The sequence below is a fragment of the Bradyrhizobium sp. 35 genome, assembly GCF_023073215.1.
In the GTDB taxonomy this organism is placed as follows: Bacteria; Pseudomonadota; Alphaproteobacteria; order Rhizobiales; family Xanthobacteraceae; genus Bradyrhizobium; species Bradyrhizobium canariense_D.
Genome location: NZ_JADPJC010000157.1, coordinates 720721 through 745311 on the forward strand (window position 1 = coordinate 720721; position 24591 = coordinate 745311).

General features: G+C 62.9%; 22 protein-coding genes and 1 pseudogene. 12 read left to right on the forward strand and 11 right to left on the reverse strand.

Annotation, left to right across the window (positions count from 1 at the left end):
* The first annotated feature begins 142 nt into the window (after positions 1-142).
* The gene (locus tag IVB36_RS35625) at positions 143-1000 is read left to right on the forward strand and encodes a VOC family protein (protein ID WP_085362223.1); all 858 of its coding nucleotides are present in this window, start codon (positions 143-145) and stop codon (positions 998-1000) included.
* Positions 1001-1346: 346 nt separating this feature from the next.
* On the opposite strand, the gene IVB36_RS35630 is transcribed toward IVB36_RS35625, so the two are convergent.
* Positions 1347-2375 (reverse strand): L,D-transpeptidase, encoded by a 1029-nt coding sequence (locus IVB36_RS35630; protein ID WP_247394636.1) that lies wholly within the window; start codon positions 2373-2375, stop codon positions 1347-1349.
* A 179-nt stretch (positions 2376-2554) separates the two neighbouring features.
* Between IVB36_RS35630 and IVB36_RS35635 the strand changes: the two genes are divergently transcribed.
* Positions 2555-3511 (forward strand): lytic transglycosylase domain-containing protein, encoded by a 957-nt coding sequence (locus tag IVB36_RS35635; protein ID WP_018457183.1) that lies wholly within the window; start codon positions 2555-2557, stop codon positions 3509-3511.
* Between the two features lie 49 nt (positions 3512-3560).
* On the opposite strand, the gene IVB36_RS35640 is transcribed toward IVB36_RS35635, so the two are convergent.
* Positions 3561-4685 (reverse strand): DUF1236 domain-containing protein, encoded by a 1125-nt coding sequence (locus tag IVB36_RS35640; protein ID WP_018457184.1) that lies wholly within the window; start codon positions 4683-4685, stop codon positions 3561-3563.
* Positions 4686-4787: 102 nt separating this feature from the next.
* Between IVB36_RS35640 and IVB36_RS35645 the strand changes: the two genes are divergently transcribed.
* Positions 4788-5270, forward strand: coding sequence for an NUDIX domain-containing protein (locus tag IVB36_RS35645; RefSeq protein ID WP_247394639.1), 483 nt, complete (start codon positions 4788-4790; stop codon positions 5268-5270).
* On the opposite strand, the gene IVB36_RS35650 is transcribed toward IVB36_RS35645, so the two are convergent.
* Complete coding sequence (locus IVB36_RS35650) at positions 5257-6231, reverse strand: tripartite tricarboxylate transporter substrate binding protein (protein WP_247394641.1); 975 nt, start codon at positions 6229-6231, stop codon at positions 5257-5259. The genes IVB36_RS35645 and IVB36_RS35650 overlap by 14 nt on opposite strands.
* Before the next feature lie 441 nt (positions 6232-6672).
* Between IVB36_RS35650 and IVB36_RS35655 the strand changes: the two genes are divergently transcribed.
* The 7 genes from IVB36_RS35655 to IVB36_RS40640 all read left to right on the forward strand — a co-directional run bounded on the left by IVB36_RS35655 (position 6673) and on the right by IVB36_RS40640 (position 11985).
* The gene (locus tag IVB36_RS35655; RefSeq protein ID WP_247394644.1) at positions 6673-7329 is read left to right on the forward strand and encodes a hypothetical protein; all 657 of its coding nucleotides are present in this window, start codon (positions 6673-6675) and stop codon (positions 7327-7329) included.
* The gene (locus IVB36_RS35660) at positions 7326-7607 is read left to right on the forward strand and encodes an HGGxSTG domain-containing protein (RefSeq protein WP_204510536.1); all 282 of its coding nucleotides are present in this window, start codon (positions 7326-7328) and stop codon (positions 7605-7607) included. Before IVB36_RS35655 ends, IVB36_RS35660 begins: the two co-directional genes overlap by 4 nt.
* A gap of 407 nt (positions 7608-8014) precedes the next feature.
* Entirely contained in the window at positions 8015-8365 is a 351-nt protein-coding gene (locus tag IVB36_RS35665; RefSeq protein ID WP_231188750.1) for a hypothetical protein, read from the forward strand.
* A 358-nt stretch (positions 8366-8723) separates the two neighbouring features.
* Entirely contained in the window at positions 8724-10130 is a 1407-nt protein-coding gene (locus IVB36_RS40625; RefSeq protein ID WP_345947098.1) for an invasion associated locus B family protein, read from the forward strand.
* 335 nt (positions 10131-10465) lie between these two features.
* A complete protein-coding gene (locus IVB36_RS40630; RefSeq protein ID WP_346731074.1) occupies positions 10466-10711 on the forward strand; it encodes a hypothetical protein in 246 nt (81 codons plus the stop codon).
* A gap of 202 nt (positions 10712-10913) precedes the next feature.
* Complete coding sequence (locus tag IVB36_RS40635) at positions 10914-11234, forward strand: HAMP domain-containing protein (protein ID WP_346731075.1); 321 nt, start codon at positions 10914-10916, stop codon at positions 11232-11234.
* A complete protein-coding gene (locus IVB36_RS40640) occupies positions 11191-11985 on the forward strand; it encodes an adenylate/guanylate cyclase domain-containing protein (RefSeq protein WP_346731076.1) in 795 nt (264 codons plus the stop codon). The genes IVB36_RS40635 and IVB36_RS40640 overlap by 44 nt, the downstream gene beginning before the upstream one ends.
* A 160-nt stretch (positions 11986-12145) precedes the next feature.
* Here IVB36_RS40640 and IVB36_RS35685 read toward each other — a convergent pair whose 3' ends face one another.
* From IVB36_RS35685 to xylB, 8 genes and pseudogenes are all read right to left on the reverse strand, one after another.
* Positions 12146-13192 carry a PAS domain-containing sensor histidine kinase gene (locus IVB36_RS35685; protein WP_240544099.1) on the reverse strand — a complete coding sequence of 349 codons (1047 nt, stop codon included), beginning with the start codon at positions 13190-13192 and terminating at the stop codon, positions 12146-12148.
* Positions 13193-13579: 387 nt separating this feature from the next.
* Positions 13580-14527 (reverse strand): phosphatase PAP2 family protein, encoded by a 948-nt coding sequence (locus IVB36_RS35690; RefSeq protein ID WP_247394692.1) that lies wholly within the window; start codon positions 14525-14527, stop codon positions 13580-13582.
* Positions 14528-14938: 411 nt separating this feature from the next.
* Complete coding sequence (locus IVB36_RS35695) at positions 14939-15739, reverse strand: hypothetical protein (RefSeq protein WP_051113040.1); 801 nt, start codon at positions 15737-15739, stop codon at positions 14939-14941.
* A 62-nt stretch (positions 15740-15801) separates the two neighbouring features.
* Positions 15802-16317 carry a TadE/TadG family type IV pilus assembly protein gene (locus tag IVB36_RS35700; protein WP_247394693.1) on the reverse strand — a complete coding sequence of 172 codons (516 nt, stop codon included), beginning with the start codon at positions 16315-16317 and terminating at the stop codon, positions 15802-15804.
* Between the two features lie 247 nt (positions 16318-16564).
* On the reverse strand, positions 16565-17512 hold the full coding sequence (locus IVB36_RS35705) for an ABC transporter substrate-binding protein (protein WP_018458273.1): 948 nt from the start codon (positions 17510-17512) through the stop codon (positions 16565-16567).
* 153 nt (positions 17513-17665) lie between these two features.
* Positions 17666-18721 carry a ribose ABC transporter permease gene (locus IVB36_RS35710; protein WP_018458272.1) on the reverse strand — a complete coding sequence of 352 codons (1056 nt, stop codon included), beginning with the start codon at positions 18719-18721 and terminating at the stop codon, positions 17666-17668.
* A complete protein-coding gene (locus tag IVB36_RS35715; RefSeq protein ID WP_085362213.1) occupies positions 18714-20249 on the reverse strand; it encodes a sugar ABC transporter ATP-binding protein in 1536 nt (511 codons plus the stop codon). The genes IVB36_RS35710 and IVB36_RS35715 overlap by 8 nt, the downstream gene beginning before the upstream one ends.
* A 210-nt stretch (positions 20250-20459) precedes the next feature.
* Positions 20460-21904 (reverse strand): annotated as a pseudogene (gene xylB / locus IVB36_RS35720) (xylulokinase).
* Between the two features lie 143 nt (positions 21905-22047).
* Between xylB and IVB36_RS35725 the strand changes: the two are divergent.
* Both IVB36_RS35725 and IVB36_RS35730 read left to right on the forward strand, forming a co-directional pair.
* A complete protein-coding gene (locus IVB36_RS35725) occupies positions 22048-23301 on the forward strand; it encodes an MFS transporter (RefSeq protein ID WP_247394695.1) in 1254 nt (417 codons plus the stop codon).
* A 24-nt stretch (positions 23302-23325) separates the two neighbouring features.
* Positions 23326-24519: a M20/M25/M40 family metallo-hydrolase gene (locus IVB36_RS35730; protein ID WP_204510528.1), complete on the forward strand. Its 1194-nt coding sequence runs from the start codon at positions 23326-23328 to the stop codon at positions 24517-24519.
* Positions 24520-24591: the final 72 nt, after the last annotated feature.

A 24591-nucleotide genomic window follows, 5' to 3' on the forward strand; every position in this document is an offset into this window, starting at 1 on the left:
TCAAGTGTCAGATATCGCGCTTCACGGAATGAAATTTCCGCATGTCCCACCGATTTGAAAATGACTTGACCGCCTATCCGGCGTAGACAGGATTTGCGGCCGCCGACGGCGGTCCAGTCAGTTTGCACTCGGGGAAAGAACAGTGGCCCTCAAGAACGTCATCGGTATCGACCACGCCGTGGTCATGGTGCAGGACCTCGACAAAGCCGCCGAAAACTACCGGCAGCTCGGCTTCACCATCTCGCCGCGCGGCACCCACAGCGCACATATGGGCACCGGCAACTACACGATCATGTTCGACCCGGATTATATGGAGCTGCTCGGCGTGCTCGCGGCGACCGAGCACAACGCGCCGGCGCGTGCCTTCCTCGACCAGCGCGGCGAAGGCATCGAGCGCATCGCCTTCACAGCGGTCGATTCCACCGCCGGCGCGGAGGAAATCCGCGCGCGTGGCCTGGAGCCGATCGGCCCGACCGATTTCGAACGGCCCGTGACGCTGCCTGATGGCACGATCTCGGCGGCGAAATTCCGCACCTTCATGTGGCCGACCGCAGAAGCGCCCGGCGGCGTGCGCATTTTTGCCTGCCAGCACAAGACGCCAGAGACGGTGTGGATTCCCGAGCTGATGAAGCACGCCAATGCGGCCAAGCGGATCAAGCAGACATTGATCGCGACGCCCGAGCCCGCGAAGGAAGCCGCGGATCTGGGACAGCTGATCGACCGCGAGCCGAAGGCTGAAGCCGACGGCGCAGTGACCGTGCCCTCCGGTGGCGATCGTGCCGAATTCGTTTACTTGACGCTGGAGCAGCTCGGCAAACGTTATCCCGGCGTGCCGCTCGCGGGTCTTTCCGAACGCGGTGGCGCTGCCCTGGTGCTTGTCAGCGGCGATCTCGCTGCCACCGACAAGGCGCTTGGTTCGGCAGCCGTGCGCAGCGGACCTGCGATCTGCGTGCCGCCGGCCAAGGCGAACGGCACCCTGCTCGCTTTTGTTGCCGGCTGATTTGAACTAATTCTTCAACGAGCGTCTACAGGGCGGCCCCAGGCTTCGGGGCTACCCGCGCCTTCAGGGCCAAGCGCATGTTCAAAGAGATATCGCCGGTCGCCTATGACGCGCCGGCCGAACTGAAGAAGTGACCGTCGCTGAAGGGCCAGAGGCAAAAGGATCGAGGTCCGCCCTATCCCGTCTACAACGGCACGCTCGCCGACTGCGTCCGCGAGCTCATGGGCAAGCCATCAAGGGCATCTCGCTCTACGATATCATGACGAGGGCAAGCAGCGTTCGACCAGACCGTGCTGTCGCCCGGTGATGCCGCCGAAATCGCGATGCGCAAGGACTTTCCCAAAGACTAGTTCGAGGCGCGCCTACCGCCGGACTTCCGCCGCTGCTCGGACGAGGAGTCCGTCGGCGCATCCAGAAAGACCACCGGTGTGCCGCGCTTGACGTGCTCGCCCAGCGCGCGCACGTCCCGATTGGTCAACCTGACGCAGCCATGCGACGCGGACTTGCTGACCCTGTCGGGCTCCGCCGTTCCGTGGATGCCGTACCCCTGTGCGGACAAGCCGATCCAGTATGCTCCCACCGGATTGTTCGGGCCCGGCTGAACATCGAACGGCTGTTTCGATTTGACGCTTCTGAACTTGTAGTCAGGGTTGTAGTGATAAACCGGATTCTCGTGGGTGCTGGTGACCTTGAGCGTACCGCTCGGCGTCGGACGATCCGGACTTCCGATTGACGCGGGATAGAACGCGATCAGGGTGGCGCCCTGGTCGAATGCTTTCAGCGTCCCGTTCCTTTTGTCGACGTCGAGCCGCGCGATGTTCGGAAGCTCTCGCCGCGCCGGAACGTTTGCAACGACGATGGTCGCTCCCACCTTGTCGAAGGCCGGGTTGAGCGCCTTGAGCAGATCGGCGCTCATGTGGAATTTCTCGGCAAGCCCTTCGAGCGGGCTGGTGTAGCTCAGCGCCTTCAGCGGCTTCATGTCATCAAGCTTGCCGGGCAGCTCCTTCAGAAACGGGCCCTTCACATCCGCGTCCGTGATCTTGTATTCGACGAGGACGGCGCCTTCGCTCGCGGCGTTCAACTTGTCCCAAAGCTCGGGCGCGATCGTTTTATCCGATGCAACGCCGTTCTGCTCGGCGAATGCTTTCAGTGCCTTCTGCGCGTTCTCTCCGAGCTTGCCGTCGATCTCCCCGGGCGAGAACCGCGCACGGTCGAGCAGAATCTGAAGCTTCACGATCGCGGCGTTGAGCTTGTCGCTAGCAGGTTGCTTTGCGGGACGCGCAGCATCGTTTACCGCTGCCGCATCGAGATTGCGCGCAAGCGCCGAAGAGATCGCCGCCAGCGAAATCACCGCGCCAAGCATCCACCGCATCATCTCGCTCGTCCCAATTCGCCCACCCCGCAAAATCGCGGAGAAGAGAGTTTCCCGCGGAACACCGTAGTAACACCGTGGGAACCGACGAGACCGCAGCTTTGCCGCAATCGCTCGGTTAATAACTCCTTATCGCCGGCGCATCGCTGGCCGTTCACCCACAGTTCGAGGTTGCTCCAGCAATGCGATTTGTCGTCGCGGCGTGCGCCGCGTTCATGATTCTGATGTGCGACTTCGATCCGTCGGCGTCCCGCCAACCATCAGCTTTCGATCACGCCGTTCTTCAAAACACTCAGGCCTCGTCACTTGTTCCGGTGGTCGAGCTGTTCCTTGCAAGCGTGCAGGCCCTCGAGCTCGCCAATGCGCGTGCGGCCTATGAGGAGACCCCCGAGCCGCCGGATACGGTCGAACCCGTCGCGCAGGCGCCGGTTTCGCCGACGGAACGCTTCTGCCACGCGCTTCGCGGAGCTGCCGAAGCCAGCGGCATTCCCGTGCCGTTCTTCGCGCGTTTGATCTGGCAGGAGAGCCGCTTCAAGTCCAACGAGGTCAGCCAGGCCGGCGCGCAGGGCGTCGCGCAGTTCATGCCGGAAACGGCAGCGGAGGTCGGGCTAGATGATCCGTTCGATGCGATGAAGGCGCTGCCGGCATCGGCCAAGTTCCTGCGCAAGCTGCGCGACGATTTCGGCAATCTCGGCCTTGCCGCAGCCGCCTACAACGCAGGTCCCGGCCGAATCCAGAAATGGCTCGCCAAAGAGAGCGAGCTGCCGCGTGAGACACGCGACTATGTCCGCATCATCACCGGCACCAGGGCCGAGGACTGGACCGAACGCGCGGAAGCCCTCGCGATCCGGATCGACCTGCCGCGCGAAGCACCCTGCGAGGGCATCGGCAGCCTGTCCAAGACGAAGGACGTCGCCTGGGTTCCGGTGAACCTGACGCCCTCGGTCGCCACCATCATTCGCAAGGCCGAGCAACTGGCGGCGCGATTGACCGCCAGCCACGCACGCAAGCGGCTCGCGTCTCTGATCCGGAAGAACACCCACGGCAAGGCACGCAGCATGATCGCCGCGCGTGCGGCGGGAAAGAGCGCGAAGGCCCGCGCCATCCGTTTTGCAGCGCGCGAACGATCTTCGGGCTGATGCGCAAATCCGGAAGCCGCTCGATGGAGCGGCTTCCAGTGGCCGCGAACTAGTCGATCTCCTCGATGATGCGGCGTTCGCGGGGCTCGACGACATAGGTCCGCGTATCGCGGTGGATGTAGCGGTACTCGCGCAGGTCGGGCGCGTCCCGATAGACGGTGCTCGGGAATTCCTCGACCTCGACACTCTCGGGAACGCGGTCACCAACATGGATTTCGGACCGCGCGGTGCTGCCGGTGGTCTGTCGTTCGCTCCGTCCCTCGGTGCGGGTCTTCGCATGCTTGCGGATCACTTCGCGATCGCGATCCGAAAACTTGCTGGCGCTGCGCTCACGCGTGGTCGTCGTTGTCGCGGTGGATTGTCCCGAGTACGGCAGCACGGTTACGATCTTGTATGTCGCCGGATCGACCACGACGATTTCATCCTTCACCAGCGCAAAGCTGTAGCCGCGATATTGCGGCACGATCTCGACCACATCGGGTGGCAGCGTCGATAGCTGGACATCGCGCGGCACCACCGTGCCGACGTTGAGCGAGAAATTGACGCTGGTCAGCGGCCGCACGTTGAGATGCGAGATGGACGCGCTGATCTTGGTCTCCTGCTGCTTGTTGAGGTTGACGTCAGTGCGGGCGGCGGCCTGTGAATTGGCACCGGTCCGCTGGTCTTGCGCCTGATTGCTGCTCGGCGTGTTTGGCGATTGCTGGGCCTGGTTGGTACCAGATGAACCAGGCGCCTGCTGCGCCTGATTGGTATTGTTCGACGGAGGGTTGGAGCGATCCTGCGTCTGGTTCGAGTTCGCCGCCGGCGGATTGGCGCTCTGCTGCGAGGCGGGCTGGTTACCGGCCGCGTTGGAGTTTGCCGTACCACTGGGCGGCCGCGAGGACGTGTCCGCGCTGTTGGTGGCGTTGGTCCCGGAGCCGGAATTGGCCGATCCGGAAGACGGAGTGGTCGCCTGGGTATTCTGTGTCGACGCTCCGGGCGTTGATGATTGCTGCGGCTGCGATCGCGACTGCTGTGTTTGTGCCGCGCCAGACGGCGACGTGTTGGACGGAGCTGCGGAATTGGACTGGGATTGCGGCGTTTGCTCAGACTTGGTGTTGCTGCTTGGCGATTGCGCAAAGGCGGCGTTCGCCAGCACCAGCCCTAAGGCGGTCGTTGCCAACAGGCGGATCATGGTTCACTCCCTTGTTCGGTCAAAGCGTTGGCTATTAACCTGCGCTAAAAGCGTCTGTTCCACTTTTTCCCGGCCGAATGCGCCGCCTGAACGGAACCTGCGATGCCATCGAAAAGCGCCGGGATCATTGCCTATCGCAAACGTGGGGAGCTCGAGGTTCTGCTCGTTCATCCCGGAGGACCGTTCTGGCGCAACAAGGACCTCGGGGCATGGTCGATTCCGAAGGGCGAGTACGCAGACGAAGACGCAGAAACCGCCGCGCGACGGGAGTTTGCCGAGGAGCTTGGGCTTGAGCTGTCCACGCCGCTGACTTCGCTTGGCCAGGTCAGGCAGCGCGGCGGCAAGATCGTCACCGCGTTCGCGGCCGAGTTCGACGTCGATTTGCGCAGCATTCGCAGCAACACATTCGAGATGGAATGGCCGCCACGCAGCGGCAAACGTCAGACCTTCCCGGAGGTCGATCGTGCCGAATGGTTCACGCTCGCAGCAGCGCACGAGAAGATCAACGCAGGACAGCGCCCGCTGCTCGAGCGGCTGGCTGAGGTGGCCGGCAGCACGCCAAGCAGACGCCCTACTCCGCCTTGATGTTCGCCGCCGCCACCACTTCGGCGAGTTCCTTGATCTCCTTCGCGATCTTGGCGGCGTAGTCGGCCGAACTCAGCACGCTGACGACGCCCTGCGTCTCCAGCCGCTCCCGTAACAGCGGATCGTTGGCTGCGGCGACGATCTCCCGGTGCAGCATCTCGAGCGTCGGCGCGGGGGTTGCCTTCGGCATGAAGAAGCCGACCCAGAACGAGATGTCGAAGCCGGGATAGCCGGCTTCCGCGACGGTCGGCACATCAGGCAACGCCGGCAGCCGCTCGGCGGAGGACACCGCGAGCGCGCGCAGCTTGCCGGCCTTCACCAGCGGCACGGCGGACAAGGGATCGAACACTGCCAGGACCTCCTGCGCGAGGATACCGACCTCGGACGCAGCACCACCGCGATAGGGCACGTGGATCATCTTGACGCCGGCCCTCTCGCTGAGCAGCTCCATGGCGAGATGGGCAAGGTTGCCGTTGCCGCCCGAGCCGTAGGCAAGCGCGCCGGGCGCAGCCTTTGCCGCGGCGACGAGATCCGCGACGGTGTTGATGTTGGCCGTCTTGGAATTCTCCGGATTGACCACCAGCACGAGCGGCGCCGACACGACGGTGGTGAGCGGCGCGAAGTCCTTTTCCGGGTCGTAGCGGATATCCTTGAACAGCGTCTTGTTGAGCGTGATGGTGGAGGAGTTGCAGGCCAGCATCGTGTAGCCGTCGCCTTCCGCACGCGCGACGCCTTCGGCCGCGATCATGCCGTTGGCGCCGGCGCGGTTCTCGACCACGAAAGCTTGTCCGAGCTTGTTGCTCATCCGATCGGCGACGATGCGCGCGACGACGTCGACCGGGCCGCCCGCGCTGAAGCCGACCATGATCTTGACCGGCCGCACCGGATATTTTTGCGCGAAGGCCTCCGTCGTCACGCACAATCCGGCGACGATCGCCAGCAGGCGAAGCGTTCGTTGCATTCGTTCTCTCCCCAGAAGTTCTCGCCGCTTTTGCAGGTCGCGGCGCATTCGCGAATCATGATGAGCGGCCGCGGCGGATTTCGCAATCGCGTTTGCGGGCCGGCATTCCGTCGCGCGGCAGGTCGGAGCCGGTTCGAAACAAAAAACGCAAAAACAACCCCATGCACAGTAGCCGACGCTTGCGAGATCAAGAACTTGGACGAACGAGGATTTGCACGAACGAGGATTGCGCGCTTCGCAATCTTCGTTTGACACGTCGGGCAAAACACCGGCAGAATGGCATCATCGCAACAATCGTCAGCGTCCACGCCGCCCGACCATGGGGCGTCGCGCGGCGATTGCGCGTAAGCCCTTCATCAACATCCCGAAAATCCCACAGGCGCGCAAGCCGAGCGATCGATGTCGCGCGCAGTGAGCCCGCGCGGGCAAAGGACACAGCACATGACGACATCTGCCAAACGCCACAGCACGCTGCCGGTTGCGGCAAACGATCGCAGCGGCCCCGACGCGAGCCCGCGGATCAAGCTCTACAAGCGGGGGATTGCGATCCGCCATGCCGACCCCCAGGCCGGCGAACGGCTGCTGGCCGAGGCGCTCGGTGCCGCCGACCGCGACGCGCTGCATGGTCTCCTCAAGCAATTGGTGAAGGCCAGCGTGACCGGACGGAAGCCCGATGAAGCCAATCTCGCCTTCATGATCTCGCTGGTGAAGAGCATCGCGCCGAAGGACTCGATCGAGGCCATGCTCGCAGTGCAGATGGTGTCCGTTCACGCCGCAACGATGCGTTCTGCCTGCCGCCTCGCCCTCACCGACGACATTCCGCAGCAGGAGAGCCTCACACGCGCGCTGACCCGGCTGGCCCGCACCTTCGCAAGCCAGATCGAGGCACTCAGCCGCCACCGCAACAACGGCGAGCGCGCGATCACGGTCCGGAACTTGTCGGTGCAGGACGGCGGCAGGGCGATCGTGGGCAACGTGACCCAGCACGCCAGCATGATCGTCGCGGAGCCGCACGCTGCGGCAGCCGCAGGACTGGTCCCGCCGCGTGAGGCCGGCGAATACGAACGGGCCGAATCCAGACAGGGCAGCAATGCATGAGCGGCGATCACATCCGCAACACCGGCGCGATGTGGACGAGCCCGCGCTGCGGCGCCGGGACGCGCAGCGGCCTCGCCTGCCGCGCGCCTGCAGTGCACGGCAAGTCTCGCTGCCGCATGCACGGCGGCGCACGGAGATCAGGCGCGCCGAAGGGAAATCAGAATGCGCGGACGCATGGCGAATTCACGGGTGATGCGGCCGCTGAACGAGCGCAGGATCGGGCCGTGCTGAATGATGCGTTGAAGCTCCTTGCGGAGCTGTCGCGAGTTGCCGAATAGGCCATAAAGGCGACGCACCCTAGATCGCAATCGTCGTTGACGAACGCGGTTGTGGAGATCCGCAACAGATGCCGTGCAGACTCATGCACCGTGGGTCATTTCCTTAAGTCTGTGAGGGCTTTGGTCGGCTACGCCGTCATGAGCGGACAAGCTCGGCGCCATCCCAGAGGTCGGCTAAGGGCAGGCTAGGCCAAAGAAGCAGCTGCACTGACCTTTAGTTGAAGCGTTGTCGTATTTGAACCTTCGCTCGAATTTCCGGACTCACCTCAGTGGGGATGGGAATGAACTGTCCCATCACAGCATCGAGCGATCGTCAGCGGCAGTTGCAACGGATTTAGTTACCGGGTTGCCAGCCTAAGCCGCACCAAGCCAGCGGATCGGCCGGCGAATATCGCGGAGGCAAACAGATGTTTCCAGCGAAACTTGCGGCATCGTTGCTGGGTTCAGCGTTGCTACTGACGCCGGTCCTTGCACGCGACGATGGCCGATACGACCACTCTGCGCTGAAGTCTTGGTTTGAAAGCTTGCAGAGCGAATTTGGAAAGTGCTGTACTGATGCCGACGGATACATAGTGTCCGATGCCGATTGGGAGTCCAGTCGGGGCCGTTACCGCGTCCTCATCGACGGCGAATGGGTGCTCGTACCTGACGGTGCGGTTGTCACAGAACCAAACCGCTTCGGCCGTACAATGGTCTGGAGGCATTACATAGACGGCCATCCGCGCGTCCGATGCTTCATGCCCGGATTCATGACTTGACCTCACTTTCAAGGTGCTCCGCTTCGGGTCATTCGCACCGATTTGCCCGCGTATTCTCGATGTCCGCTATGGCCCTAGCTGCCGGCGTGCCGGATACTTCGCCTTCAGGCCCACAAGCAGACCAACGACGATAGCGGCGGCGGGGTTAAAGCTCGAAACAGGCCCTAAGGCCGTCAAAAAGCCAGGAGCCGCATGAAAGGCGGTGCACGCTCATCCGAGTTTCCGACGACGCTTTTTTTGCTAGGCCACTAAGCCGCACGACGTCGGGAACTTGCGGTTGGTCGCTTTGATCCAAATCAACGGATTCCTGCCTCCGAGACCTAGCGTCAGACCCAGACCAGATCGTCGGAGAAAGAAGATGCTGAAGCACTTGCTGGCCATTCTTCTTTTGCTGGCTTTCCCCTCGGCAGTCCATTCCCCAGCCGCGGCAGATGACCGAACTGCGGGACAAGTAATCCAAGAGGAAATTTGGGCGCTGCCGTTTCCACTGCCGGTGCTTGCCTTCCTGGTACGGCCGGTCGGAGATGGTCCGTTTCCGCTAGTGGTTATGAACCATGGAATTTCGCTGGAAGCCAACCAGCGGACGATGTTTCCGGCGATCGAGTATCGGGACGCGGCACGTTGGTTTGCACGTCGCGGTTATGTGGTCATCTCGCCCGTCAGGTACGGGGCCAGCAGTCTCGATGATAAAGATCAGGGTCTCTACGGAGCCGTCTTTGCCCACGTCGGTAGCTGCGACAACCCAAACTTCCGTGGTCCCGGGCTCGCCATCGCCACTCTGAACGAGTGGGTCATCGACTACATGAGCAAGAAGAAGATGATCCAGCCGGGTAAGGTCATCGTCGTTGGCCAGTCGGGCGGCGGATGGGGCTCGATTGCTCTTGGGAGCCTAAACCCGTCATCAGTTCAGGCCATCATTACCTTTGCAGCGGGACGCGGAGGCCGAGTTGACGGCAAACCCAACAACAATTGTGCTCCCGACAAGCTCGTTGCCGCCACCAGCGAATTCGGCCGCACCGCACGCGTACCGATGCTTTGGATCTACGCGGAAAACGACAGCTACTTCGGTCCGGAATTGACGATGAGGATGCATCAGGCCTTTGTCGAAGCGGGCGGAAATGCCGATTATCGTATGCTCCCGTCCTTTGGGACCGACGGGCACTTCATGATCGATTTCGCCGACGCGGTGCCGATCTGGTCGCCCTTGGTATCGCAATTTCTGGAGAAGCATTCAGCGACCGCTCCGCCGCTTGGGCAGCCAGTCAACGGCCCTTCTGCCCAGCGGGAGCCTCCGTCGAAGCCGCCACGATTGCGGCTGCCTGAGAACATCCATTTCTCAACCTGGAAAAAGCTTTGTTTCGCCTCATCCGATCGAACCAACATATGCCGATCGACGTCAACCGCCACGGACGATCTCGATCAGATCGTGGCCCGTGTCGATCTGATCGAACGAGCTGACGGTCCCGCTCGCCTGCAGCTGTTCGTTCCGCAAGGGGCAAATCTGCAGCAGGGAGTCAAGGTGACGGTAGATCAAGGCAGTCCTGTCCAGGTTCCTTTCACCTGGTGTCTCACCAACATCTGCATCGCAGCACGTGGAATTGAACCAACGGTGGCGGCTCAAATGGAAGCCGGCCAACAGCTCAAACTCGAACTCACAGACCTTTACTCCTCTTCGGTGACGATAAGGTTGCCGCTGAGCCAGTTCGGGGCTGTTCACCAAGACCCGCCTGCCGAAACTTTCGATTTCAGCCTGACTGAAGAATGAATGGAGTTGGACCGCCTGACGGGGCTGACCGAAAGGAAGCTCGACTGTGAGTACGTCGGATATGCCTCTACGGAGCACGAGACAACGGATCCTCGCTCTTAACGGACTGAAAAAATTCTCCGGATCGACGATCAAGCAGTCAATCCGGCAGCGAATTGTAGCAATCGCTGTCGGACTGATCATCCTCATGCTCGTGACGTCGGTCCTATCGATCGCGATGGTCAGGCGAGTCGGCTACCTGCTTGATGAGCTCTCTGCACGTTACGCACCTATCAACGCCCCGTCTGACACGGATCAATACTCTATCGCTCGAACGAGGCCTCGGGCTCCGCCGCATGGTGATCGCGAAGATGCAGGAGCCGCCCGATGTGCTCGGATATAGAGCCCGCTTGGAGCTCTACAACGAGAAGGGAGCCGAGGTCGAAAGCGAAGCGCAAGCCGCGCGGACACTGATCAATTCGATCATTGAAGACACAAGTACACCATCGGACAACGCAGCCCTGGCGCGCATCGACAACCGGATTGAAAATCTGGACGATACTCGCCGCCAGCTGAAGCAGGAGACCAGAGAGCTACTTTAACACCTTGAGGCGAGAGACTTTCCAGCGGCGAGACGCAGCCTTGCGCGAGCAGACGCTGTTCGCGACGACTGGATGAGAAGGTCAGTGCTATTCGATTGAGTATGCTGACCGTCAGCGAGGGGGCTATCGCAAAAGTGAGGTCGTAAAAGACCCAGGTGGCGCTGACCTCGGCCATCGTGACGCTGCTTGCCGCGATCGTCGATTGATCTTCGCCAATCTGGTCAGCGGCGGCATCATTCGCTCTGTCCGACTATTGCTTGAAGGTGCCCGCGCGGTGGAAGCGGGTCAGCTCGATCAATCAATCGATGTAAGGGCGACTGACGAAATCGGACAACTGGCTGCCGCCTTCAATCGAATGATTGTGCATTTGCGCAACAACCAACGATCAAGGAAACATTCGGAAAATACATCGATCCGCGCGTCGTTGAAGGCTGATCGATCACCCAAATTTGGCGGCCGCCGAAGGCCAGCGCCGGGTGATGACTGTGTTGTTCTGCGACTTGAAGGGCTTCACCAGCCTTAGCGAAGGCGTGACCGCGCAAGGTCTCGTCAAGGTCATGAACCACTGCCTTTCGGTCATGTCCGAACCAATCCAGAACAACCGAGGGATCATCGACAAGTATATCGGCGACGGCATCATGGCTTATTGGGGCCCACCTTTCGTCGACGAGGCCGATCATGCCCGCCTTGCATGCCTCGCCTCCCTGGAAATGATCGAACGTATCGGAAAATTGCGCGAGGAGATTCCTGAGCTACTTGGCGTTCGCGCAACTCCAATGAAGCAATGCGATCTAAGGATCGGGATCGCGACCGGCGAGGCGCTGGTCGGCAGCATCGGCTCCGACGTGATGATGAGCTACACCGTCATGGGCGATGTGGTGAACCTCGCCTCGCGGCTGGAAGGCGCGAACAAGGTGTACGGCACCCGCAATCTCGTTTCCGAAAGAACTATTGCTGCCGTGGGCACTTCACTTGAGGCGCGGGAGATCGATCGCATTGTGGTGGCGGGTCAAACTCGTTTCGAGGCCGTTTTTGAAATCCTCGGAAGCCGAGCTGATGTCACGCCACAACAACTGGTATTGCGGGACAAGTATCTGGAAGGGCTCTCGAACTATCGCAACCGGCGATGGGATGATGCGCTTGCTGCGTTCAATGCGTCGCTTGAAGCGATGCCCGACGACGGGCCTGCAAGGGCCCTAATCGAGCGCATCGGAAGCTTCAAAGCAGAACCACCTCCGAACGACTGGGACGGGTCGCGGCACATCGAAAAATGAGCGCCGGGCTGATACGGCGGACGTCTCCAATGGGTCACAAGCGGTCCTCCACCGGCTGCGCGCGGCAGGTCAGCTACGGGACAGGACACGACATGACGGCGGGCCCGTGAGGGGCTCCTCGTCCTCGCGGCAGTCAACATGGGTCGGGTAAAAGCTCCCACTATTGTGGTGACATTTCCAGATTTTCGAGCGGAGCCGTGAGGCGGCAAGTGAGTCCGGTCGATTCATAGGACACCGCAACCGACCCTCTGAAGTCGTATTCCAGCGCCCCCGAAATGAGTTGCGAACCGAAGCCTTTATCGGCGGGCTCCGACACAGATGGACCGCCGAATTCTTGCCAGACGAAGACGAATTTTTGATCACCCGCCTGATCTTCGGTTGACCACACGATGGACACCCGGCCGCCTGTCACGCTCAGAGCGCCATACTTTACTGCATTGGTGGCGAGCTCGTGAACCGCTAGGGAAAGGGCGAGAGCCTGTTGCGATCTGAGAACAAGCGGAGGACCGGACGTCGTAATCCGGCCTTCGCCTGTTCTGTAAGGGCTCAGGGCCGTGTTGACGACATCTCGAAGTGGGGCAGCAGCCCAATTCGCCGCAGTCAGCAAGGCGTGTGCTCGTCCGAACGCGGCAAGTCGTGCCTTATACTTTTCAAGATCGGCGCGGCTCGATACGTCACGAAATGTTTGGCTGGCAACAGCACCAAGCACAGCAAAGGTGTTCTTGAACCGGTGCTTTAGCTCTTCGTTGATAAGCCTCAGGGCTTCCCTTGCCATGTGCTCGGAGGTGACGTCTTTACAGACAACGAGTACGCCGCCGACTTTATCTTCAAGGTCAATTGGACCGAAGCTGTACGTCCACCAGACATCCTCGCGCCGACCGTGGCGGGTTACAGGCACCAATTGATCCTCATGCCACGTCGCCCCCTTACCTGCCATGACGTATTCAATCTGGGGACCAATGATGTCCCATATTTCATCCCAGCATTCACGGCCGCCCGCGCCCAAGGCGCTCGGATGCCGCTCGGGACCCATCGTTTCGCGATACGCATCGTTATAGAACTGGATGAGGTCCGGTCCCCACCAAATGAACATCGGGTGGCGTGAGGTAAGAACGAGCCGCACCGTGACCCGAAGACTTTGCGGCCACGCTTCCGGCGAGCCGAGCGATGTTTTTGACCAGTCAAACGCTCTTGTGAGAGCGCCCATCTCGCCGCCCCCCGACAAGAAAAGGCTACCTGTGTCCCCGCCCATGCGCGCAACTCCTGACACGTTGCCCAAGCCTAAAGCCAAAATTCTCGGCAATGCAATGTCGATGGTTGGTCAAAGCGGTCCACGCCGGGCGCTGCGATAGATCAGTTTCGGGCCGGATGGGGGTGCCACTACACCGGGCGCGCCGGCGACATCGACCAGACCCTGGCGATGTCCGTTCCGGGTCAGTTTGCCCGCGTGTTCTCGATGTCGGCTGGCCCCCGCTCCGGTGTACCGCAGGCGATGGCGACCTTCGCCTTCGGGCCACAAGCGAACTTCAATCTGTTTGTCGTTTGATGACCTCTGCCAAGACAAATCGCTCTGTCGCTTGCAGAGCGTGGATGACTATCCGGCCGCGTGCGATGGCGAGGTGTTCCATCGCGCAAACAAAACGCCCCAGCGAAGCTGTCGAAGGCAAGCGAGGCAGAGAACGATGCCCGCACCGGCGATGATATCGATGAAATAGTGGCCGCCTACAGTAGGTGTTGCAGCAAGCATCAGCAAGTTCAAGACAAGGTATAGTGGGAAAAGCATCTTCACGCCTCGGCTGACGTATATAAGTATTGTGGCCAGCGCAGCGTGGAACGAAGGAAATGTGATCAGACCATTCACGTGCGTCAACGAAATGCGTGTCATCTCGCCGCTTCGGAGTGCGTTGAAATCGATCAAATGATACGCGTCGACGCGTTCGACGACGCCAAAGTAGACCCATGCGCTCGCTGCCGGCAGTCTCCATGAGATCGGAAGAATCACGAGGAGCGATGTTACGAACAGCCAAACAAACTCTCGCATCCTTTCAAATCGCCCGCACGCACTCAGCCACACCAACAAGATGGCGACCTGCAGCATACAGCTGTGATACGCGACTGCGAGGACCGCTTTGATAATTGGTCTGACCTCAACCCACTCAAAGAAAGCCAGCCAATTCAGTCTCAGCAGGGTGTCGACACCGGCCAGCTGGGAATCGACCAACGGAAACTTTGCCGTGATGGTTAGATAACTCAGGATCGCGCCCACGACCGTAAAGGCAATGATCTGAGCCAAAGCCGTGGCAAGCTCAGCGATACGCCGATCCGGCCTCAACCTCGTGTAAACAAAGGAGAGAAGAGCAGCAGCACAGAACGCAATCGCTTGCGTCGGATCGATAGCCATCGTCATCCCAGCGGCGCGAAGCCATACGAGGTCAACGGCTGCAACAATCGCAATTGCGATCCACAAGCGCAGAATCTCGCTGAACCGATAAGCATTGAGGACCGCAAAGACAAAGCCTTCATTTCGCATCACTCTGTCCATCTATCGCATCGTTTGGGATCCGTGACCCCTCCTGGAGTATCAATATCTGGTGCTCATCTAAAGATTGCTTAATCTTGCTTGTACAATTTCAGCGTGCTGGGCTCGATGGGTTCCGCACTGCTCATCAAATCTGACTACGCGTGTTCGCATTGAATCATCGGCTGACCGTAGGCTCCGAGGGAGCTCACGTCCGCTTCGGGTCAAACTGCGATTCCGCTCTTGCATGAGAGACGGTCCGGTCTAGCTCGCGAACTGGACGTCACGATCGCTCGCGCGAAGGTCAGCCGCCGAGCCAACATGTGACGCGCGTTGGCGCTCACGTGAGGATGCGATTTCGCCCTTGGCGGGCTCTGCCTGCTGTTTCAGCCTTTGCTTCCCCGGGCCAATATCAAGCAAAATGGATATGTGGGGCTACTTCGAAACGCGCAGCTTGGAAATGGATGTGCCGATCTGGGTGAAGGCGGCGTCGATTTCGCTGGGGTTGCTCAGCATGAAGAAGTTTGCCGAGCCGCTCGCACATTTGGGAAGCACGGGCGACACCCCGGTGCCGTCGTCGAGCTGGACCGTGTAGATGGTCGTGTTCTTGGCCTTGACGGCGGTGCACAGAGCCTCCATTCGCGTGTCGATCTTGCCGCGTTCAGTCGAGGACGAGGTCATGGACCCGTCGCCGTTCCACCGATTGACCGTGTTCTGGCCGTCGGTGAACAGGATGATCACGTGCTGGTACACGTTGTTGACGTCCTCGGCCGGCGCGTTCAGCGGCGCTTGCTGCAGCAGCGACAGCCAGCCCCAGTGCAGCCCGATGGTCTGATTGGTGCCGCCGTTCGCCGACATCGCGTCGATGGTGCTCTTGACGGTGCTGGCTGTGCTGGTCAGCGCCAGCAATTTGGCCGGGCAGTACGGGTCTTGGTCGGCGACAAATTGCGTTGTCAGCGCCGATGGCAATGCGTCGGAGACGTCGTAGCTCTGATCGCGGTCGGTCACACAGCCGTTCCAGTTCGAAGTTGAAGGCGAGCCTACGGAATGGCTCCAGGTGTAGCCATGCCCCTTGCACATCGCCATCGTGTACCAGGAGCTCCGTCCGCTGCTGCAATAGGAGTTGCTGGAGGAATCCTCCGACCTGGGGTCCCATAGATCCCAGCGCAGCCACGTGGCCGAGACCTTGTCGATGCCGACGTTGACGGCGCTCGCGAACGGAATCACGGAGAACATGACATCGCCCGGGGTCTTCGCCAGCGCCCCGAGCTTGTCGACAAGGTTCTTGGATGCGGTCTTCAGGTTGCTGATCTTGGTGCCCCCATGGAACCGGTGTTGTCGAGCACCAGCGCGATGCGCAGCAGGTTGTTCCCCCAGGTCGAGGTCGAGCCGACGCTGAAGTCGAGGGTTGGAAAGCCGGCAATCTGCATGAACTGGCTCTTGATTTCGCCCGACGCCGCCATCGTCACCGTCGATCCCTTGCCGCCATTGTTGGCGGTGTAGGTGGCGGACGCCTTGACGTTCTGGCTGCCGGTGTGGGTATAGAGTGCGGCGAAGTAAGCGGCGCCAGCGGTCGGAACCTGGTCAGCCGTGATCTTCCCATCGGACAGGTTCTTGGCGACCATCAGCGCGGCCGAATCGAGCGCACCCTGCATCGCGGTGCGGGCGTGGGCGGCGCGGCTGTAGTCGATCGCAGCGCCGACGAATGACAAGACCGGCAACAAGGCGATGGCGAAGATGACGGCGATATTGCCGCGCTCGTCCCGGGCTAGGCGACCCAACGTTGTGGCGGCGGAAGAAGGGCTCAAGGTCATCGGGAATCCTCTGCAACCTCCAATAGGCAGTGGACTCTAAAGTATACGTTAAGTTACGCGCGAAAATGCTGGCAAACCGCCTTCCGCATGCGCGGCGCCGCCAAGGAGACCCGGACCTCCTGCGGGTTCCGCAGGCCGCTTTGGTGATATGCGAACGGGGCCATCCTGCAGGGATCGCTGCCACATCTTCCGCTGGTGCCACGCGAGCCGACCAGCGCCGCATCCGGCGCCGGCCGCCTCTCGCCCGCTACTGCGACCGATCCGAGGTCCAGCCTTTGTACTCGCCGACATTGTCGCGCGTCACGAGTTTCGACGGCAGCAGCTCGACCGTGGACGCCGGCTTCTGGCCGTTGAGAATGCTGACGCCGACTTGCACGGCGCGGCGGGCCATGAAGAACGGGTCCTGCGAGGCGGAGGCCTGAATCTGCGTCGCCTGCGGGTCCTTGAGGGCCGCTTCGATGTCGGGGGCGCCGTCGACCGCGGTGATGACGATGCCGGTGCGCTGCTGCTGGCGCGCGGCGAGGTCGGTTCCGATCGCCTGCGGGTCGTTGATGGCGAAGATGGCGTCGATCTTGGCGAAGCGGGTCAGATAGCCCTGCGCCACCGTGAGGCCGCCTTCGCGCGAGCCCTTGCCGTCCTGGTCGCTGGACAGGACCTTGATGCCGGGATTCTTGCCGAGCACGTTCTTGCAGCCGACCACGCGATCGATCACCGCGGAGACCTGCGGGCCGTTCTCGATGATCACGTCGCCCTTGCCTCCCAGCTTGTCGACGATGTACTGGCAGGAGATCTCGCCGGCCTGGACATTGTTGGTGGTCACCGTGGCGTCGGCGCCTTCGGCCGCGGTGTCGACGGCAACGACGACGATGCCGGCGGCCTGCGCCTTCTTGATCGCTGGTCCGATCGCCTTGGGATCGCCAGGGTTGAGCAGGATCAGGTCGACGCCGGCGGCGATGAAATTGTCGATCTGGGTGACCTGCTTGCCGAGATCATATTCGAAGCCCACCGTCGTGATCTTCACGTTGGGGTTGGTCTTCTTGGCCTCGAACTCGGCGCCCTTCGACAACGCGACGAAGAATGGATTGCCGAGCGAGCCCAGCGAAATGCCGATCGACTTAAGCTCCTTGGCGTAGGACGGCGCGGAGCTCAGGACGAGCGCCATCGCGGCGCCGGCAAGCGAGATCGACTTCAACATTGGCTTCCTCCCTGGTCTGTTTGAAGCTCCGGCGCGGCGACCAGTTGCCGTGACGGAATGAACATGACGGCGCGGTGCCGGCTGCATTTTCATGCTCCTTGTTTGAGCATGATCCTTTCGAAAAACCGCTTCGCACTTTTTCGGATCATGCTCTCAAGTCCGAGCCGAGCCCTGCAGCCGATAGCGGTCCAGCGCCACCGCGCCGATGATGACCAGACCCTTGATCACATATTGCCAGACGTCGGACACGCCGATCAGGATCAGGCCGTTCGACAACACGGCAATGATCAGCGCGCCGACCAGCGTTCCCCAGATCGAGCCGATGCCGCCGACAAAGGAGGTGCCGCCCAGGATCACGGCGGTGATGGCGTCGAGTTCATAGGACTGGCCGAGCTGCAGGCCATTGGCGGCGTAGAGGCGCGCTGCCTGCATCGCGCCGCCGAGGCCCGCGAGCAGGCCGGACACGCCGTAGACGAAAATCAACACGGCCCAGACCTTGATGCCGGCGAGCCGCGCCGCGCTCTCATTGCCGCCGACCGCGTAGATGTGCACCCCGAGCACGGTGCGCTTGAGCACCAGCCACGACACCAGGATGACCAGCAACGCGATCACCCAGAGCCAGGGAATCGACAATACGCCGGGAATGAGGGTCAGAGCACCGTTGCCGATGAAGGCATAGGGGATCGACGGATTGAACACCGTGGTGTCGGCGCCGAGCAGGCGCGCCGCGCCGCGCACGGCGGTCAACGATCCCAGCGTGACGATGAAGGGCGGCAGGCGCAACAGCGCGATCAAGCCGCCGTTGAGAATGCCGAAGACGGTGCCGGTGAGCACCGCGGCCGGCAACCACAGCGCCCCAAGATCGGGAAATTTGGAGATGATCAGCCCGGCCATCGCCGCCGCCGCCAAGATGGAGCCGACCGACAGGTCGATGCCGCCGGTGAGGATGACGAAGGTCATGCCTGCGGCCAGCACGGTATTGACCGCGGACTGCTGCACCACGATGCCGATGTTCTGGCCGGTGAAGAAGCGGCCGTCCGACAGCACGTGAAAGCCGATGCACAAGAGCAGCAGCACCGGCAGCATGCCGACCGCGCGAATGATCATCCGCGTCCGCTGCCGCTTCGTCTCCTGCGCGGCGGCAAGACCGGGCGCGACGGGGACGGCTTTGGCGGGGGCGGTGTTGGCGGAAGCGCCGTTCTCAGGCATCGAGCTGCTCCGTTCCGGTGGCGAGGGCCATGATCTCCTCCTGATTGAGCGGCGATGTCGCGTCGCGCCGGATCTGCCCGGCGATATGTCCTGCACGCATCACGATGACGCGGTCGCAGATGCCGATGATCTCGGGCAGGTCGGACGAGATGACGAGAACCGCGGTGCCCGACTTCGCGAGATTGTCGATGATCGAATAGATCTCTGACTTGGCGCCGACGTCGACGCCGCGCGTCGGCTCGTCGAGGATCAGGATCTTCGGGCCGATCGCGAGCAGCCGCGACAGCAGCACTTTCTGCTGGTTGCCGCCGGAGAGCCCGCCGGCGGGAACACCGACATTCGCAGCGCGGATGCCGAGCCCCGCGAACGCGCGCTTGGCGCGGTCACGGGCCTTGTCGCGGTCGAGAATGCCGCCGAATTTCGCATCGCGGCCGAGCACCGCGAGATTGATGTTGTCGAGGCAGGACATGTCGAGGAACAGGCCGAGCGCCTTCCTATCCTCGGTGAGGTAGGCAATGCCGGCGTCCAGCGCCTCACCGGGCGTGCGGATGGAGGCCGCGCGCCCGTCGATCTCGACATGGCCGGAGATCATGGGCGCGGCGCCGATGATGAGGTGCGCAAGCTCGGTGCGGCCGGCGCCGACCAGGCCGGCAAGCCCTACCACCTCGCCCGCATGCACCGTCAGCGAACATCCCTTGACGCGCCTGCCGTCGGCGATATCGACAGCCGCAAGCACGGGAGCTCCCGAGCGCGCGTTGGGATCGTTCCTGGGATCATGCTCCTTCTTGTAGAAGGACGAGACGTCGCGTCCCACCATCATCCGGACGATGGTGTCGGCACGGATGTCTGCCTTGTCGAGCGAGCCGACCAGCGTGCCGTCGCGCAGCACCGTGACGCGGTCGCCGAGCGCATAGACCTCGTCCATGCGATGCGAGATGTAGATGATGGCGAGACCTTCGGCGCGCAGCTGGCGGATCAGCGCGAACAGCCTTTCGCTCTCACCGGCCGACAACGCGGTGGTCGGCTCGTCCATGATCAGGATCCTGGAGCGGGCGTGCAGCGCGCGCGCGATCTCGACCAGTTGGCGCTGGCCCATCGAGAGATTGGCGACCTGCGTCTGCGGCGTGAAATCCGCGCCGAGCCGCGCCAGGATCGGACCGACGCCGGCCTGCATCGCCTCGCGCGCCAGCAAGCCGCCGCGGGAGACCTCGCGACCGAGATAGATATTCTCCGCAACGCTCAGGTTGGGGGCGAGCGAGAGTTCCTGATAGATGATCGCGATGCCGGCTGCGCGGCCGCCGAGCGGACCGCTGATCTGCACGGGCTGGCCGTCGATGCGGATTTCGCTGCCCGGGTCCGGCCGGTAGGCGCCCGACAGGATCTTCATCAGGGTGGATTTGCCGGCGCCGTTCTCGCCCATCAAAGCGTGGATTTCGCCCGCGTAGACGGTGAGGTCGACGTCGCGCAGCGCCTTGATGCTGAAGAACGATTTAGAGACCCGGCGCATCTCGAGGATGGGCTCGCTCATCACACCTCCCCGATGCGCCGACGGCGGCATCGCAATCTCACCCGCGTCTCGTTGGTCCCTGGCGCGCGCGCAAGCATTAAACAAAAGGTTGTGGCGCAGGGCAATACCTCCGGCATACCGACCAACGGTCCGGCGCTGCTTTTATCTTTTGCAGACGGAACCGATCCCGCGCGTGATGCCTTTTCTTCGCCACATCATCGCGTATCGCGATCAGCGCCGCGGCCGGTACAGGCGGCGCCATTGCGGCAGCCGCTCGGCATAGGCCTGCGCAAGCGCGCCGTCGGGCTCGAAGGTCTCGACGCGCTGTGGCGCGGTGCAGACGGCGTCGATCGCCTCACCGGTGACGGCGAGGCGGCCAAGCCGCGCCGCACCGAACGCCGCGCCCGTCTCGCCGTCGGCAAAGCGATGCACCGGCACGTTCAGGACATTGGCCAGCACCGAAAGCCAGAACCGCGACCGTGAGCCGCCGCCGATGACATCCGCCTCCGCGATCACCAATCCGGTCTCGGCCAGCACGTCCCGGCAATCCGCAAGCGCGAAGGCGACGCCTTCGAGCACGGCTTGCACGATCGCGTCACGATCGGTGGCGTGACTGATCCCATCGAGCATGCCGCGCACGTCGGGTCATCGTGCGGGGTGCGTTCGCCGGAGAGGTACGGCAGGAAGCTGACCGGCGACGGCGCCCGCGGGCGCAACCCGAGCGGCGCCAGCAGCTCAGTCTCAGGGATCCCCAACAGCCGCGCGATCCAGGCCAGGCACGATGCCGCCGAGAGGATCGCGCCGGCTTGAATCCACCTGTCGGGGACGGCGTGACAGAACGTGTGCACGACCCGCTCCGGATTGGCCGCGATCGTCTCGGTCGGCACCAGCAATGCGCCGGAGGTTCCGAGCGAAATGAAGGCTGCCCCGGGATTGATGGCGCCGATGCCGATGGCTCCCGCCGGATTGTCGCCGGCCCCGCCCGCGATCATCGGCCGCCCGGTCATGCCCCAGCGCTGCGCCAACTCGCTCCGCAGCCGTGCAGCCGGCGCGCAGCCCTCGACCAGACGGGGCATCTGCCGGCGCGATAGCGCGGTCGCGGCGAGTCCTTCATCCGACCAATCGCGGCTGCTAACATCGAGCCACAGCGAACCCGAGGCGTCCGAGACATCCTCGATCGCCTCGCCGGTCAGCACCAGGCGCAGATAGGCTTTTGGTTGCAGCACGAGTTTTGTCGCCGCGAAGATCTCCGGTTCGTGCCTGGCGACCCACAGCAATTTTGGCGCGGTGAATCCCGGCATCGCCTTGTTGCCTGTCGTGGTCCGCAAGGCGGGCCAGCGCCGCTCCAGCTCGGCGCATTCCGCAAAGGACCGTCCGTCATTCCAGAGAATGCAGGGCCGCAACGGCCTGTGGCTGGCGTCGAGCAGCGTCGCGCCGTGCATCTGGCCGGACAGGCCGATGCCCTCGACCTCGGCCAGCTCGCGCGCGTGATCCGCCTTCAGCGCGTCCAGCGTCGCGAACGTCGCCTCGATCCACTGTGCCGGGTCCTGCTCGCAATGGCCGGGACGCGGCGAGGAGACCGTCAGTGACCGGCTGCGGCTCGCCACCACGCGCTGCGCGTCGTCGACCAGAACGATTTTGACGGCGGAGGTGCCGAGGTCGATGCCGAGATACATGATGTCACTAGCCTTGCACGTTTAGGATCTTGCGCGTCCGTTGCCTTGTGCATCCACGACATTGCGGCCATGGCGGTCCCGATGTTGGCATGCACCCGTCAATCATGTAACCCCACCCGAAACCTTGCCGGGACGCAACGCCCATGACCACCGCCGCCACCCACGACGCGGGAGCCACCCGCGCGCTGATCTTTGCGCTGCTTGCGCTGGCCTGCGGGCACATGCTCTCGACCTTGCTGCGCACCATTCCGGCGGTCAGCCTCGACCTGATGGCGGCGGATTTCGGCATCGAACCGCAAGCGCTGGCGAGCCTCACCTCGGTCTACCCGTTCGCGTTTGCGGCCGCGCAGATCCCGGTCGGTGCGGCGATGGACCGCTTTGGCGTGCGGCCGGTGTCGCTGAGCCTGCTCGCGGGAACCGTGGTCGGCGCCATCGCGTCGGGGTTCGCAACGGGACCCGAAAGCTTCGCCGTCGGGCAGGGGCTGCTGGGCATTGCCACCTCCGGCATGCTGATGTGCCCGATGACGTTGGCGGCCAAGCAATTGTCGGCCGCGCGCTTTGGGCTGTGGTCGGGCGCGATCCTCTCGATCGGCAATATCGGCATGCTGTTGTCGTCGAGTCCGCTCGCCTTCGTGGTCGACACTTGCGGCTGGCGCGCCGGGTTCTGGATCTCGGCGCTCGGCGGCATCGCCGTGGCGCTCGCGGTGTTCCTGCTGGTGCCGAGCCAGCCGGCCGAGCACAAGGACGAGTCCTCGCCGCTGTCGCAGATGATCGAGGTGCTCAGGCTCGGACTGTCGCGGCCCTTGCGCGGCCTGATCGCGCTGGCGCTGGTGTCGCTTGCGACCTCGCTGGTGCTGCGCGGCCTGTGGGGCGGACCGTGGCTGATGCAGGTCAAGGGATTGTCGCGGGTCGAGGCCGGCAACCAGCTCGGCGCGTTCACGCTGGCCATGATCGCAGGTCCGCTTGTCATCGGCATGATCGACCGCAGGCTGGGACGCCGCCGCGCGCTGGTGGCGGGAACGCACCTCGTCGGGGCGTTGCTGCTGGCGCTGATGGCGTTAGGGGCCCCGCGCTATGCCATTTCCGTGTTGTCTGGTGTTGCGGTGATGCCGCCGCAATACGACCTCGTGCTGTTCGTGCTCATCGGGCTTGCCACTTCCGCACAGCCGCTGCTGTTCGGCATGTCGCGGCAGCTGGTCGACGCCCAAGTTGCGGGCAAGGCGCTCGCGGCGATCAACCTCGCCTTCTTCCTCGGCGCGGCGCTGATGCAATCGATCACCGGTGCGGTGGCGGCGTTTGCAGGGTTGCCGGCGGTGCTGCTTTTCATGGCAGCCATGCTTGGCATCGGCGCGCTGATCTTTTTGGTCTATACCTCGCCAAGACCGACGATAGAGTAGAGCCCTGCATCAAGGGGACATCTCATGCCTGTCGACACCAAAGCCGCCACCGACCGCCTCTTGCGCTTTCTCGCCGTCGAGGGCGTCACCGGACAGGAGGCCGCGATCGGGCGTGAGCTCACGGCTGCGCTGAAGGAGAGCGGCGTGCCGGCGAAAGCGATCCGGCTCGACGACGCCAATACCCGCATTCCGGTGCCGACCGAGACCGGCAACCTCATCGTCGACCTGCCCGGCCGCGGCGCGCTGCACAACCAGCCGCGCATCATGTTCATGACCCACATGGATACCGTGCCGCTATGCGCCGGCGCCAAGCCGAAAAAGTCGGGTCGCAAGATCGTCAATGATGCGAAGACCGCGCTCGGCGGCGACAATCGCTGCGGCTGCGGCGTGCTGGTGACGCTGGCGGCCGAGCTCGAAAAGCAGCAACTCGATCATCCGCCGATCACGCTGCTGTTCTGCGTGCGCGAGGAGAGCGGGCTCTATGGCGCGCGCCACGTCAAGCTGGACGAACTCGGCTCGCCGGTGATGGCCTTCAACTATGACGGCGGCTCGGCTTCCAACGTCGTCATCGGCGCGGTCGGTGCCGACCGCTGGACCGTGGAAATCTTCGGCCGCGCCTCGCATGCCGGCGTCGCGCCGGAGCGCGGCATCTCCTCGACCATGATCCTCGCGCTTGCGCTCGCCGATGTGAAGGCCGGCGGCTGGTTCGGCAAGGTGGTCAAGCGCAAGCAGCAAGGCACCAGCAATGTCGGCCCCGTCACCGGCGGCGAAGGGCGGCCTGCGGGCGACGCCACCAACGTCGTCACCGACTACGTGCATGTGCGCGGCGAAAGCCGCAGCCATGACGGAAAGTTCTTCAAGGAGATCACGAAAGCCTACAAGGCCGCGTTCGAGAAGGCGGCCAAGAAAGTCACCAACGCGCAAGGAAAGTCCGGCAAGGTCAAGTTCAAGGCCGAGACCGACTATTTCCCGTTCCGCATGAAGGACAACCTTCCTGTCGTCAGACGCGCGGTGGAGGCCGTGTCCGCCGTCGGCGGCACCCCGAACGTGCGCACCGCCAATGGCGGCCTCGATGCCAACTGGATGGTCCGCCACGGCGTTCCGACCGTGACCTTCGGCGCCGGCCAGAACGAGGTGCACACGATCGACGAGTGGATCAATCTCGACGAATACGACCGCGCCTGCGCGCTGGCCGTGCAGCTCGCGACGATGCGGTGAGCTGCCTTGCATGGCGCGCGCTTGCCGGGCGGTGCGCGTCGGCCTAGCCTGCAAAGAAAACGCAGGGAGGCC